The organism is Streptomyces sp. Ru62, assembly GCF_002920615.1.
Taxonomy (GTDB): domain Bacteria; phylum Actinomycetota; class Actinomycetes; order Streptomycetales; family Streptomycetaceae; genus Streptomyces.
Window position 1 is genome coordinate 133,703 of sequence record NZ_PQSU01000015.1, and the last position, 13,227, is coordinate 146,929.

Annotated in this window: 11 protein-coding genes; 9 read left to right on the forward strand and 2 right to left on the reverse strand. The window is 70.3% G+C overall.

Going from position 1 to position 13,227, the window contains the following annotated elements:
* Position 1 precedes the first annotated feature (1 nt).
* On the reverse strand, positions 2–583 hold the full coding sequence (locus tag C3492_RS21650; RefSeq protein WP_103813413.1) for an adenylosuccinate lyase: 582 nt from the start codon (positions 581–583) through the stop codon (positions 2–4).
* 388 nt (positions 584–971) lie between these two features.
* On the opposite strand from C3492_RS21650, the gene C3492_RS21655 reads away from it, so the two are divergent.
* The 9 genes from C3492_RS21655 (at position 972) to pssA (ending at position 11,916) form a co-directional block, all read left to right on the forward strand.
* Positions 972–2,783 (forward strand): 3-hydroxyacyl-CoA dehydrogenase family protein, encoded by a 1,812-nt coding sequence (locus C3492_RS21655; RefSeq protein ID WP_103813414.1) that lies wholly within the window; start codon positions 972–974, stop codon positions 2,781–2,783.
* 160 nt (positions 2,784–2,943) lie between these two features.
* Positions 2,944–3,762: a TetR family transcriptional regulator gene (locus C3492_RS21660; protein ID WP_181140482.1), complete on the forward strand. Its 819-nt coding sequence runs from the start codon at positions 2,944–2,946 to the stop codon at positions 3,760–3,762.
* 394 nt (positions 3,763–4,156) lie between these two features.
* The gene (gene ccrA / locus C3492_RS21665; protein ID WP_181140489.1) at positions 4,157–5,494 is read left to right on the forward strand and encodes a crotonyl-CoA carboxylase/reductase; all 1,338 of its coding nucleotides are present in this window, start codon (positions 4,157–4,159) and stop codon (positions 5,492–5,494) included.
* A gap of 17 nt (positions 5,495–5,511) precedes the next feature.
* Positions 5,512–7,563, forward strand: a complete 2,052-nt coding sequence (locus C3492_RS21670) for a protein meaA (protein WP_103813417.1) — start codon at positions 5,512–5,514, stop codon at positions 7,561–7,563.
* Positions 7,560–8,522, forward strand: coding sequence for a CoA ester lyase (locus C3492_RS21675; protein ID WP_103813418.1), 963 nt, complete (start codon positions 7,560–7,562; stop codon positions 8,520–8,522). The genes C3492_RS21670 and C3492_RS21675 overlap by 4 nt, the downstream gene beginning before the upstream one ends.
* Before the next feature lie 5 nt (positions 8,523–8,527).
* Complete coding sequence (locus C3492_RS21680; protein ID WP_103813419.1) at positions 8,528–9,040, forward strand: MaoC family dehydratase; 513 nt, start codon at positions 8,528–8,530, stop codon at positions 9,038–9,040.
* A 2-nt stretch (positions 9,041–9,042) separates the two neighbouring features.
* Complete coding sequence (locus C3492_RS21685) at positions 9,043–10,248, forward strand: acyl-CoA dehydrogenase family protein (RefSeq protein WP_031096077.1); 1,206 nt, start codon at positions 9,043–9,045, stop codon at positions 10,246–10,248.
* 170 nt (positions 10,249–10,418) lie between these two features.
* Positions 10,419–11,075 (forward strand): phosphatidylserine decarboxylase, encoded by a 657-nt coding sequence (locus tag C3492_RS21690; protein ID WP_103813420.1) that lies wholly within the window; start codon positions 10,419–10,421, stop codon positions 11,073–11,075.
* A gap of 22 nt (positions 11,076–11,097) precedes the next feature.
* A complete protein-coding gene (gene pssA, locus C3492_RS21695) occupies positions 11,098–11,916 on the forward strand; it encodes a CDP-diacylglycerol--serine O-phosphatidyltransferase (protein ID WP_014675980.1) in 819 nt (272 codons plus the stop codon).
* Positions 11,917–12,025: 109 nt separating this feature from the next.
* Here pssA and C3492_RS21700 read toward each other — a convergent pair whose 3' ends face one another.
* Entirely contained in the window at positions 12,026–13,162 is a 1,137-nt protein-coding gene (locus C3492_RS21700; RefSeq protein WP_103813421.1) for a glycerate kinase, read from the reverse strand.
* Positions 13,163–13,227 lie beyond the last annotated feature (65 nt).

Genomic DNA, 13,227 nt, shown 5'->3' on the forward strand with positions numbered 1-13,227 from the left:
GTCAACTCGGCTGCTGCTCCGGTATCCGCGCGAGCGCGTGCACCGCGGCCTCGGCGAGCGCGGGGTGCGCGAGGGCCTCGGTGAGGACCCGCCGGGCGCGGGCGTCGCCGAGCGCGCCCAGGCCCTCCACGCAGGCGAGGGCCACCCGCCGGTAGGGGTCGTGCGGGCGCAGTCGCCGCTCCAGCGTGGTGATCAGCGCGGGCACGGACTCCGGGGCGCGCAGCGCGACCAGGAGCCGTACCGGGTGCAGGGCGTAGGCGACGCGGAGTTCGTTGGTGGCGAGGGCCGCGGCGGCCCGGGCCGTGCGCGGGTCGCCGAGCCGGGCGAGGGCGTGCGCGGCGGAGGCACAGCGCGGCGGGTCGCGGTGGTTGAGCAGCAGCACCAGGGACTCGAAGGCGCGCCGGTCACCGGCCCGGCCGAGGCGGAACGCGGCCAGCTCCCTGGCCCAGAGCGGCTGTCCGGGCGCGGTGAGCACCTCCGCGAGTTCGTCGTGGTCACCGGTGGCCAGCAGGTGCTCGAACGCGGCCGAGCCGCCCGACTCCTGCCGTAAGCGTTCCGTGAGCGATCGCAACTCTTCGTCCACGAGGTCCAGCGTAGGCGGGTCGCGGCGGCCGGGGGAGCTACATCACAAAGTCGGTCGCCCTCCGGGGACTAGCGCGCTCGTTACCCGCCGGTTAAGCTCATACGAGCGAGTAACCCTCTCGCACTTCCGCTGGCGACGGTCTGGTGACGCGGCCGTCGCGAGCGAGCAGGTCGGTTCGGTACGCCATGTGTACCGCAGTACGACCCGGCTTCGGGACAGAGCCGGTCGGACGTTCCGCCGTTCCCGGGCGCGTGCGCGCCCGTGGCACCGGCGCCCCCGGGCGTGTGCGCTCGCAGCCCGGCAACACCCGCACCCTCTCGCCCCGTGGTGCGCCCTCCGGCGCACCCGGCGCGCCCCTTGTCGTCACCCTCATTCCTGGAGTCCCGCGATGGCCACTCCCCTGTCCGACTCAGCTCTGTCCCCGTCCCCGCTCAAGACGATCGCCGTGGTCGGCCTCGGCACCATGGGCACCGGCATCGCCGAGGTCCTCGCGAAGGCCGGCCGCGAGGTGATCGGCATCGACATCAGCGAGGCGCGGACCGCTCAGGCGCTCGCCACCCTGGAGGCCGCCACCGCCCGCGCCGTGGCGCGCGGCCGGCTCACCGAGGAGGAGCGTGCCCGGGCACTGGCCCGGGTCCGTACCGCCACCGACCTCACCGCGGCGGCCGACGCCGACCTCGTCATCGAGGTGGCCCCGGAGTCGTACGAGATCAAGCACCAGATCTTCCGCGAGCTGGACGGCATCGTCCGCCCGGAGACGATCCTGGCGACCGGCACCAACGCGCTGTCGGTGACCCGGCTGGCGGCCGACTCGGCCCGTCCCGAGCGCGTGCTCGGCCTGCACTTCTTCAACCCGGCACCGGCGATGCGGCTGGTGGAGGTCGTCTCCTCGGTGCTGACCGCGCCGCAGGCCGTGGCGGCCGTCACCGACCTCGCGATCGAGCTGGGCAAGGAGCCGGTCGCGGTCGGCGACCGCCCCGGCTTCGTCGCGGACGGGCTGCTCTTCGGCTACCTCAACCAGGCCGCCGCCATGTACGAGGCCAAGTACGCCTCCCGGGAGGACATCGACGCCGCGATGCGGCTCGGCTGCGGCCTGCCCATGGGCCCGCTCGCCCTGCTGGACCTGATCGGCGTGGACACCGCGCGGACGGTCCTGGAGGCGATGTACGCCGAGTCCCGGGACCGGCTGCACGCCCCCGCCCCGATCCTCAAGCAGCTCAGCGAGGCGGGTCTGACCGGCCGCAAGTCGGGGCGCGGTTTCTACACCTACGAGGCGCCGGGCAGCGGGACGGTCGTGCCGGACGCGCTGACCCCGGCGGCGGGCACCTCCCCGGTCGCGGGCCGCGAGGTGCGCTCGGTGGGCGTGGCCGGCTCCGGCACCATGGCCTCCGGCATCGCCGAGGTGTTCGCCAAGGCGGGCTACGACGTCGTCCTGGCCGCCCGCAGCGAGGAGAAGGCGCAGGCCGCCAAGGCCCGTGTCGGCAAGTCGCTCTCCCGCTCCGTCGACAAGGGCCGGCTGACCGCCGAGGCCGCGGCCCTGGTCCTGGACCGGATCACGCCGGCGGGCTCCTACGACGCCTTCGCCGAGGTCGACCTGGCGGTCGAGGCGGTCGCCGAGGACCTGGAGATCAAGCGGCAGCTGTTCGCCACGCTGGACAAGGTGTGCAAGCCGGGCGCGGTCCTGGCCACCACGACCTCGTCGCTGCCCGTCGTCGCCTGCGCCCGCGCCACCTCGCGCCCGCAGGACGTGATCGGCATGCACTTCTTCAACCCGGCACCGGCGATGAAGCTCGTCGAGGTCGTGCGGACGGTGCTGACGGCGGACGACGTCCACGCGACCGTGCGCGAGGTCTGCGCGAAGATCAAGAAGCACGCGGTGGACTGCGGCGACCGCGCCGGCTTCATCGTGAACGCGCTGCTGTTCCCGTACCTCAACAACGCGATCAAGATGGTGCAGGAGCACTACGCGTCCCTCGACGACATCGACGCGGCGATGAAGCTGGGCGGCGGCTACCCGATGGGCCCCTTCGAGCTGCTGGACGTGGTCGGGCTGGACGTCTCGCTGGCCATCGAGAAGGTGCTGCACCGCGAGTTCCGCGACCCCGGTCTCGCCCCGGCTCCGCTGCTGGAGCACCTGGTGGCCGCGGGCTGCCTCGGCCGCAAGACCGGCCGCGGCTTCCGCGAGTATGCCCGCCGCTGACGGCGTCGGCGACTGGTCCCGGACGGAGCCGGACTGGGGCGGACTGCTCGACCCGGGCGGCTCTCCCCCGCCCGCCCGGCCCGGTGGTCCCCCGCCCTCCCGGGGCGGGGGACACCCCGGACCTGCGCATCGAGCTGCGCGCATGCAGTACGTTCGGGTCATGTCCCAGCCCGCCAAGTCCTCACGTACACCAGCTACGCCCGACGCGCCGGAAAGTGCCGCAGGCAGCCGCGCGGCCGCCCAGCGGCTCAAGATGCGCCGGGAACTGGCGGCAGCAGCCATGGAGCTGTTCGCGACCAAGGGGTACGAGGCCACCACCGTCGACGAGATCGCCGCCGCCGCCGGCGTCGCCCGGCGCACCTTCTTCCGCCACTTCCGCTCCAAGGAAGAGGCGATCTTCCCGGACCACGACGACACGCTGATCCGCGCGGAGGCGGTCCTCAACGCCGCGCCCGCGCACGAGCACCCGCTCGACACCGTGTGCCGGGGCATCAAGGAGGTCATGAAGATGTACGCGGCGCGGCCGGACATCTCGGTCGCCCGCTACAAGCTCACGCGTGAGGTGCCCACCCTGCGCGAGGCCGAGATCGCCTCCGTGGCCCGCTACGAGCGCCTGTTCACGCGGTATCTGCTCGGCCATTTCGACGAGCACGCGCACGCCGACGACGCCAACGACGATCCGCTGCTGGCCGAGGTCGCCGCCTCCGCCGTGGTCACCGCGCACAACCACGTGCTCAGGCGCTGGCTGCGGGCGGGCGGCCAGGGGGACGTGGAGGCCCAGCTGGACCACGCCTTCGCCATCGTGCGCAAGACCTTCGGTACGGGGATCGGGGCCGGCCGCGGCACGGCGCCCCGGTCGTCCGCCCCCTCGCCGGCGGCAGCCTCCGTCGAGGGCGAGGTGCTGGTGACCGTCGCACGCACCGACGCACCTCTGGAAGAGGTCATGCGCACCATCGAACAGGCCCTCAAGGAGCGCTGACCCGCTCTTTCCGCTGTGACAACGGCCACCCTCCGGGTGGCCGTTTTTGCATGTCAGCGCCCTTTTTGACCAGCCGGGACAGGCCCATTCGATCGATCATCGCTCATCTGTCAAGTAAAGATTTCATTTGAGAGGAAGTTCTGGCACTCAGTGCCTTGCGGGGTGACACGCGGTGTCATACGTTGAAGGTGTCCGGGCTGTCCCCGCAGACCATCACCTGCGCGCCCGAACGCCTGCGTCACAGGCAACCTCCCGCGCCACAAAGCGCTGCCGAAGCACCACCGAGCCGAACCGACGGCACACCCTCACCACCCTCAGCAGCACTGACAGCACCGACGAACCCATAGGCGCCCCTCCCTCAGGGCGCTCACCCGCCGGAGGCAACACCGTGACCGTGAAGGACATCCTGGACGCGATCCAGTCGAAGGACGCCACGTCCGCCGACTTCGCCGCCCTGCAGCTCCCCGAGTCGTACCGTGCGATCACCGTCCACAAGGACGAGACGGAGATGTTCGCGGGCCTGGAGACCCGCGACAAGGACCCGCGCAAGTCGATCCACCTGGACGAGGTCCCCGTGCCCGAGCTGGGCCCGGGCGAGGCCCTGGTGGCCGTCATGGCCTCCTCGGTGAACTACAACTCGGTGTGGACCTCGATCTTCGAGCCGGTGTCGACGTTCGCCTTCCTGGAGCGCTACGGCAAGCTGTCGCCGCTGACCAAGCGCCACGACCTGCCGTACCACATCATCGGCTCCGACCTCGCGGGCGTCGTCCTGCGCACCGGCCCCGGCGTCAACGCCTGGCGGCCCGGTGACGAGGTCGTCGCGCACTGCCTCAGCGTCGAGCTGGAGTCGCCCGACGGCCACGACGACACCATGCTCGACCCCGAGCAGCGCATCTGGGGCTTCGAGACCAACTTCGGCGGCCTCGCGGAGATAGCGCTGGTCAAGACGAACCAGCTGATGCCGAAGCCGAAGCACCTCACCTGGGAGGAGGCCGCGGCCCCGGGCCTGGTGAACTCCACCGCCTACCGCCAGCTGGTCTCCCGCAACGGCGCCGCCATGAAGCAGGGCGACAACGTCCTGATCTGGGGCGCAAGCGGCGGGCTCGGCTCGTACGCCACGCAGTTCGCGCTCGCGGGCGGCGCCAACCCGATCTGTGTCGTCTCCTCGCCCCAGAAGGCGGAGATCTGCCGCTCGATGGGCGCCACGGCGATCATCGACCGCAACGCCGAGGGCTACAAGTTCTGGAAGGACGAGCACACCCAGGACCCCAAGGAGTGGAAGCGCTTCGGCAAGCGCATCCGCGAACTCACCGGCGGCGAGGACATCGACATCGTCTTCGAGCACCCCGGCCGCGAGACCTTCGGCGCCTCCGTCTACGTCACCCGCAAGGGCGGCACCATCACCACCTGTGCCTCGACCTCGGGCTACATGCACGAGTACGACAACCGGTACCTGTGGATGTCCCTGAAGCGGATCATCGGCTCGCACTTCGCCAACTACCGCGAGGCGTACGAGGCCAACCGCCTGATCGCCAAGGGCAAGATCCACCCGACGCTGTCGAAGACGTACTCCCTGGAGGAGACCGGCCAGGCGGCGTACGACGTCCACCGCAACCTGCACCAGGGCAAGGTCGGCGTGCTCTGCCTCGCCCCCGAGGAGGGCCTGGGCGTGCGTGACGAGGAGATGCGCGCGAAGCACATCGACGCCATCAACCGCTTCCGGAACGTCTGAGAGCCGGGAGGTCATAGATGACAGAGCGTCAGACAGCGCCTGCGGCGCGAAAGGAAAGGGACCGGCCGTGGCTCATGCGGACGTACGCCGGTCACTCCACGGCCGAGGCGTCCAACGAGCTGTACCGGCGCAACCTCGCCAAGGGCCAGACCGGTCTGTCGGTGGCGTTCGACCTGCCGACGCAGACCGGCTACGACCCCGACCACATCCTCGCGCGCGGCGAGGTCGGCCGGGTGGGCGTGCCCGTCGCGCACCTCGGTGACATGCGCCGGCTGTTCCAGGACATCCCCCTGGAGCAGATGAACACCTCGATGACGATCAACGCCACCGCCATGTGGCTGCTGGCGCTCTACCAGGTCGTCGCGGAGGAGCAGGGCGCGGACATCACCAAGCTCCAGGGCACGACCCAGAACGACATCGTCAAGGAGTACCTGTCCCGCGGGACGCACGTCTTCCCGCCGGAGCCCTCGCTCCGCCTGACGACGGACATGATCGCGTACACGGTCTCCCACATCCCGAAGTGGAACCCGATCAACATCTGCAGCTACCACCTGCAGGAGGCCGGCGCCACACCGGTGCAGGAGATCGCGTACGCGATGTCCACCGCGATCGCCGTCCTCGACGCCGTGCGCGACTCCGGCCAGGTGCCGCAGGAGCGCATGGGTGACGTGGTCGCCCGTATCTCCTTCTTCGTGAACGCGGGCGTCCGCTTCATCGAGGAGATGTGCAAGATGCGCGCCTTCGGCCGCATCTGGGACAAGGTCACCCGTGAGCGGTACGGCATCGAGGACCCCAAGCAGCGCCGGTTCCGGTACGGCGTCCAGGTCAACTCGCTCGGCCTGACCGAGGCGCAGCCGGAGAACAACGTCCAGCGGATCGTGCTGGAGATGCTGGCGGTCACCCTCTCCAAGGACGCACGCGCGCGTGCCGTGCAGCTCCCCGCCTGGAACGAGGCGCTGGGCCTGCCCCGGCCCTGGGACCAGCAGTGGAGCCTGCGCATCCAGCAGGTGCTCGCCTACGAGAGCGACCTGCTGGAGTACGACGACATCTTCGAGGGCTCGAAGGTGATCGAGGCGAAGGTGGACCGGCTGGTCGAGGACACCCTCGCGGAGATCGACCGCATCCAGGAGATGGGCGGCGCGCTGGCCGCCGTGGAGTCCGGCTACCTCAAGTCGCAGCTGGTCGCCTCGCACGCCGAGCGCCGGGCCCGGATCGAGTCCGGCGAGGAGAAGATCGTCGGCGTCAACATCTTCGAGGGCACCGAGCCGAACCCGCTCACGGCCGACCTGGACACGGCCATCATGACGGTCGACCCGGCGGTCGAGGCCCGCGTCATCGACTCGCTCCAGCGCTGGCGGGACACCCGCTACCAGCCGCCCTTCAACCACCCACGTCCCTGCAAGGCGCTGGAGCGGCTGAAGGAGGCCGCCAAGGGCACCGACAACCTGATGGAGGCCACGCTGGAGTGCGCCCGCGCCGGGGTCACCACCGGCGAGTGGGCGGGCGCCCTGCGCGAGGTGTTCGGCGAGTACCGGGCACCCACCGGGGTCTCCTCCGCGCCGGTGGCCGTCGCCGCCGAGGCCGGCTCGGCGCTCGCCGAGGTCCGCGCCAGGGTGGACGCCACCGCCCGTGAGCTGGGCGTCGGCAAACTGCGCTTCCTGGTCGGCAAGCCCGGCCTGGACGGGCACTCCAACGGCGCCGAGCAGATCGCCGTCCGCGCCCGGGACGCCGGCTTCGAGGTGGTCTACCAGGGCATCCGGCTCACCCCCGAGCAGATAGTGGACGCGGCCCTGGCCGAGGACGTGCACGCCGTGGGCCTGTCGATCCTGTCCGGCTCGCACGCCCAGCTGGTCCCCGATGTGCTCCAGCGGCTGCGTGTGGCCGGTGCCACAGATATACCGGTGATCGCCGGTGGCATCATCCCCAACGGTGACGCCGAGCAGCTGAGGGAAGCCGGAGTGGCCGCCGTCTTCACCCCGAAGGACTTCGACATCACCGGGATCATCGGCCGCATCGTCGACGAGATCCGGAAAGCGAACAAGCTCGACCCCCTGGAGGTCCCCGCATGACCACCGTCAACCGCCTTCGCCCGCGGCGTTCCTGCCTGGCCGTACCGGGCAGCAACCCGCGCTTCCTGGAGAAGGCGCAGGGCCTCCCCGCGGACCAGGTCTTCCTGGACCTGGAGGACGCGTGCGCGCCGCTCGCCAAGCCCGAGGCCCGGCACACCATCGTCAAGTTCCTCAACGAGGGTGACTGGACGGGCAAGACGCGCGTGGTCCGGGTCAACGACTGGACGACCGAATGGACGTACCGGGACGTCGTCACGGTGGTGGAGGGCGCGGGCCCGAACCTGGACTGCATCATGCTGCCGAAGGTGCAGAACGCCCAGCAGGTCGTCGCCCTGGACCTGCTGCTGACGCAGATCGAGAAGACGATGGGCTTCGAGGTCGGCCGGATCGGCATCGAGGCGCAGATCGAGAACGCGCAGGGCCTGAACAACGTCAACGAGATCGCGCAGGCCTCCCCGCGCGTGGAGACCATCATCTTCGGCCCGGCCGACTTCATGGCGTCGATCAACATGAAGTCCCTGGTCGTGGGCGAGCAGCCGCCCGGCTACCCGGCGGACGCCTACCACTACATCCTGATGAAGATCCTGATGGCCGCCCGCGCCAACAACCTCCAGGCGATCGACGGCCCCTACCTGCAGATCCGCAACGTCGACGGCTTCCGCGAGGTCGCCGGCCGCGCCGCCGCGCTGGGCTTCGACGGCAAGTGGGTGCTGCACCCGGGCCAGGTCGACGCCGCGAACGAGGTGTTCTCGCCCTCGCAGGAGGACTACGACCACGCCGAGCTGATCCTGGACGCGTACGACTACTACACGTCCGAGGCGGGCGGCAAGAAGGGCTCCGCGATGCTCGGCGACGAGATGATCGACGAGGCCAGCCGCAAGATGGCCCTGGTCATCGCCGGCAAGGGCCGTGCCGCCGGCATGCAGCGCACCAGCACGTTCGAGATCCCGGAGGCGTGACGGCGATGCAGTTCGGACGCACGTACGAGGAGTTCGAGGTCGGGGCGACGTACAAGCACTGGCCGGGCAAGACGGTCACGGAGTACGACGACCACCTGTTCTGTCTCCTCACCATGAACCACCACCCGCTCCACATGGACACCAACTACGCCGAGAAGACGACGGACTTCGGCAAGAACGTGGTGGTCGGGAACTACATCTACTCCCTCCTGCTCGGCATGTCCGTCCCGGACATCTCCGGCAAGGCCATCGCCAACCTGGAGATCGAGTCGCTCAGGCACGTGGCGCCGACCTTCCACGGCGACACGGTCTACGGCGAGACGACCGTGCTGGACAAGTGGCCGTCGAAGTCCAAGAACGACCGCGGGATCGTCTACGTCGAGACCAAGGGCTACAAGCAGGACGGCACCCTGGTGTGCGTCTTCCGCCGCAAGGTGATGGTGCCCACCGAGACGTACATCAAGGAGCGCGGCGGCGAGCAGCCGGGCCGCCCCGAGCTCAAGGAGCAGGAGAAGTAGCCATGGCCCGTCTCGCCCAGACCGCCGGTCTGACCGACGTCCAGCAGGAGATCCTCTCCACCGTCCGGGACTTTGTCGACAAAGAGATCATTCCGGTCGCGACCGAGCTGGAGCACCGCGACGAGTACCCGCAGCAGATCGTGGACGGCCTGAAGGAACTCGGCCTCTTCGGCCTGATGATCCCCGAGGAGTACGGGGGCCTGGGCGAGTCGCTGCTCACCTACGCGCTGTGCGTGGAGGAGATCGCCCGCGGCTGGATGTCGGTGTCCGGCATCATCAACACCCACTTCATCGTCGCGTACATGCTCAAGCAGCACGGCACGCAGGAGCAGAAGGACCACTTCCTGCCGAGGATGGCGGCCGGCGACATCCGGGGCGCCTTCTCGATGTCGGAGCCGGGCCTGGGCTCCGACGTGTCGGCGATCACGTCGAAGGCGGTCAGGGACGGCGACGAGTACGTCCTGAACGGTCAGAAGATGTGGCTGACGAACGGCGGCACGTCGTCCCTCGTGGCCGTGCTGGTCCGGAGTGACGAAGGACACCCCGAGGGCACGGCGCCGCACAAGTCGATGACGACCTTCCTGATCGAGAAGGAGCCGGGCTTCGGCGAGGTCCGCCCGGGCCTCACCATCCCCGGCAAGATCGACAAGATGGGCTACAAGGGCGTCGACACGACCGAGCTGATCATGGACGGACTGCGCGTTCCGGCCGATCGGGTGCTCGGCGGGGTCACCGGCCGAGGTTTTTACCAAATGATGGACGGCGTCGAGGTCGGCCGGGTCAACGTGGCGGCGCGTGGCTGTGGCGTCGCCCAGCGCGCCTTCGAGCTGGGGGTCCGGTACGCCCAGCAGAGGCACACGTTCGGCAAGCCGATCGCCCAGCACCAGGCCATCCAGTTCAAGCTGGCGGAGATGGCGACCAAGGTCGAGGCCGCGCATGCGATGATGGTCAACGCGGCACGCAAAAAGGACTCTGGGGAACGAAACGACCTCGAAGCGGGGATGGCGAAGTACCTCGCCTCCGAGTACTGCAAGGAGGTCGTGGAGGATGCCTTCCGGATCCACGGCGGCTACGGCTTCTCCAAGGAGTACGAGATCGAGCGCCTCTACCGTGAGGCCCCGATGCTGCTCATCGGTGAAGGTACCGCCGAGATCCAGAAAATGATCATCGGGCGCAGGCTGCTCGAAGAGTATCGATTCCAGGGCTGATTGTCCGGATACGGGGTGTTTTCTTCGAGAAGAAGATCACACCCCGTAGACACTCTTCGGCCGCCGACTCGGCTTCCTGGCTTGCCCAGTTGTGGCCCGCGACCGGTACGATCCCGGGAAAGCCGCCGTCCCCCGTCAGAGCGCGGCATCATCCGCTACGAAGGTCATCCATGCCCCACAGCCAAACCTCTGCACCTCGCGACAGCCGAGCCGGCGTACGCCTCGCGCGCGGAGCATCGCCGTGGCTTCTCCCGACCGTCGCCACCGCAGCCCTCAGCCTGGTCCGCGCTCGCCGCTCGGGCGTCGCCAAGGCCGTCGCCGTGCCCACCACCGCGCTCGCGGCGGGCATGCTGTGGTTCTTCCGCGACCCCGAGCGCGAGATCGCCCCGGGCCGGGTCATCTCGCCCGCCGACGGTGTGGTGCAGAGCATCATGCCGTGGAAGGACGGGCGTACCCGCGTCGCCATCTTCATGAGCCCGCTCAACGTCCACGTCAACCGCGCGCCCCTCGCGGGCACCGTGACGTCCGTCGAGCACATCCCCGGCGGCTTTGTTCCGGCTTTCAACAAGGAGAGCGAGAACAACGAGCGCGTAGTCTGGCACTTCGACACCGAACTCGGCGACATCGAGATGATCCAGATCGCCGGCGCGGTGGCCCGCCGCATCGTGCCCTACATCCCCCAGGGCACGAAGGTCGAGCAGGGCGACCGTATCGGTCTGATCCGCTTCGGCTCGCGTGTCGACCTCTACCTGCCCGAGGGCGTGGAGGTCGCGGTCGAGGTCGGCCAGAAGACCGTGGCTGGGGTGACTCGCATTGACCGTGATTGATCCGGAGACCCAGGCGGGCTGGGTGCCCGAGGCCGACGAGGTGGACGACGAGGAGGAGATGCCTCTTTCTCTCCGCCTGTCGATAGCGGACACCCTCACGCTGGGCAACGCCACGTGCGGCTTCATGGCGGTGTACTTCACCACCACCGGCATCCTGATCCCGCACCTCACCGGCAGCCAGGAGTCCGGCATGGCCCGCCACAGCGCGGCCACGGCGGTCATCCTGATGCTCTGCGCGGCGGTCTTCGACCTGTTCGACGGGCTGGTGGCCCGCAAGCTGCGCTCGTCGCCGATGGGCGCGGAGCTGGACAACCTGTCCGACCTGATCAGCTTCGGGCTGGCCCCCGCGTACTTCGTCCTCGTCTACGGCATGGTCGCGGACGACGCGCACCAGCGGGTGGCGGCGGTGGGCGCGATCGTGGTGCTGCTGGCCGTGGTGCTGAGACTGGCCCGCTTCAGCTGCGTGACCATGAAGGACGGCATGTTCCAGGGCATGCCCTCGCCGTTCGGCGCGCTGACGGTCGTCTCGATCGTGCTGCTGGAGCTGCCGTTCGTGGCGACCCTGCTGGCGATCCTCGGGACCGCGTGGCTGATGGTGAGCCGGGTGGAGTACCCGAAGCCGCGGGGCCGTCTCGCCGGCGCGATGCTCTCCTGGATCGTGCTGTCGATGGGGCTGCTGGCGGCATGGGCCTTCGACGCGCCCAGCGGACAGCTGCTCCTCCAGACCGGCTGTGCGCTGCAGCTGGTGATGGGCGCGGTGATTCCGCTGTTCGCCACGGCCCGGCGGGTGAACAACTTCCGCGACAACCGCCGCGAGGCGCGAGCGGCGCAGCTGCCGTAGCCCGGCGTACGACGAGGGCCCCTTACCCGGTGCGGGTAGGGGGCCCTTTGCTCGTGCGGACCACCTGAGGGCTCCGCCCCAGACTCCCGCTCGGGTGGACCAGGGGTCGTCAGCTCAGGTGGTCCTCGGCGATCCGCGCGGCGACCCGCTCCAGGATCGGCCCGGCGTCCGCGATGCACCTGGCCACGTCCGGCTCGACGGACGTCAGCGGGTACGCCTGGGAGATCCCGGCCCGCAGCAGCGCCTCCGTCGGCAGTGCCAGCCGCCCGCACACCGCCACGACCTCCTTGCCGGCCGCCCGTGCCGCCGCGGCGACCCCCGCCGGTGCCTTGCCGTGCAGCGTCTGCTCGTCCAGCGACCCCTCGCCGGTGATCACCAGCGAGGCCCGCTCCAGGGCGGGCGCGAAGCCCAGCACGTCCAGCATCACCTCGATGCCGGGCCGGAACCGCGCACCGAGCAACAGGGCCCCGTAGCCGATGCCCCCGGCGGCCCCCGCCCCCGGCGCCGCCGCGTACTCGGCGGCCCGCGACCCGGCCTCGGCCTCCAGCACCTTCGCGAAGTGGGCCAGCGCGGCGTCCAGCGTCTCCACGTCGTCCGGCGAGGCCCCCTTCTGCGGGCCGTACACCGCCGGCGCGCCCTTCGGCCCGGTCAACGGGTTGTCGACGTCGCTGGCCAGCACCAGCTCGACCGAGGACAGCCGCGGGTCGAGGCCGGACAGGTCCGCCCGGGCGAGGCCGGCGAGTCCGCCGCCGCCCGGCGGCACCGGCTCGCCCTCCTCGGTCAGGAACCGCGCGCCCAGCGCGGACAGCATGCCGGCGCCGCCGTCCGTCGTGGCGCTGCCGCCGACGCCGAACACGATCGTCCGCGCGCCCGCGTCCAGCGCGGCGCGCAGCAGCTCCCCGGAGCCGTACGTCGAGGCAGTCAGCGGCGCGAAGACCCCGGTCGGCAGCCGCTGCAAGCCGCTCGCCTCGGCCATCTCCACCACCGCGGTGCCGTCGCGCAGCGCGAACGCGGCCGTGACCTCCGCGCCGAGCGGCCCGGCAACCCGTACCTCCCGGCGCTCGAAACCGGCCGCGACCGCCGCGTCCACCGTTCCGTCGCCGCCGTCGGCCACGGGCAGCCCCTCCACCCGGAGGTCCGGCACGACCCGGCGCAGCCCGGCCGTCACCCGCTCGGCGACCTGCACGGCCGTCAGCGAGCCCTTGAACTTGTCCGCGGCGATGAGCACCCGACGGGTCCCGTTCACTGCAGCGTCCGCCACCTTGTCTTCCCCTTGCTCTCCGGGCCCCGCACATGTCGGGGCCAGTCGCG

Excerpts from the sequence above, each read along its gene's own strand:
- C3492_RS21655 (WP_103813414.1), top strand. The coding sequence starts at position 972 with ATGGCCACTCCCCTGTCCGACTCAGCTCTGTCCCCGTCCCCGCTCAAG.
- C3492_RS21660 (WP_181140482.1), top strand. The coding sequence starts at position 2,944 with ATGTCCCAGCCCGCCAAGTCCTCACGTACACCAGCTACGCCCGACGCG.
- C3492_RS21670 (WP_103813417.1), top strand. The coding sequence starts at position 5,512 with ATGACAGAGCGTCAGACAGCGCCTGCGGCGCGAAAGGAAAGGGACCGG.
- C3492_RS21675 (WP_103813418.1), top strand. The coding sequence starts at position 7,560 with ATGACCACCGTCAACCGCCTTCGCCCGCGGCGTTCCTGCCTGGCCGTA.
- C3492_RS21680 (WP_103813419.1), top strand. The coding sequence starts at position 8,528 with ATGCAGTTCGGACGCACGTACGAGGAGTTCGAGGTCGGGGCGACGTAC.
- C3492_RS21685 (WP_031096077.1), top strand. The coding sequence starts at position 9,043 with ATGGCCCGTCTCGCCCAGACCGCCGGTCTGACCGACGTCCAGCAGGAG.
- C3492_RS21690 (WP_103813420.1), top strand. The coding sequence starts at position 10,419 with ATGCCCCACAGCCAAACCTCTGCACCTCGCGACAGCCGAGCCGGCGTA.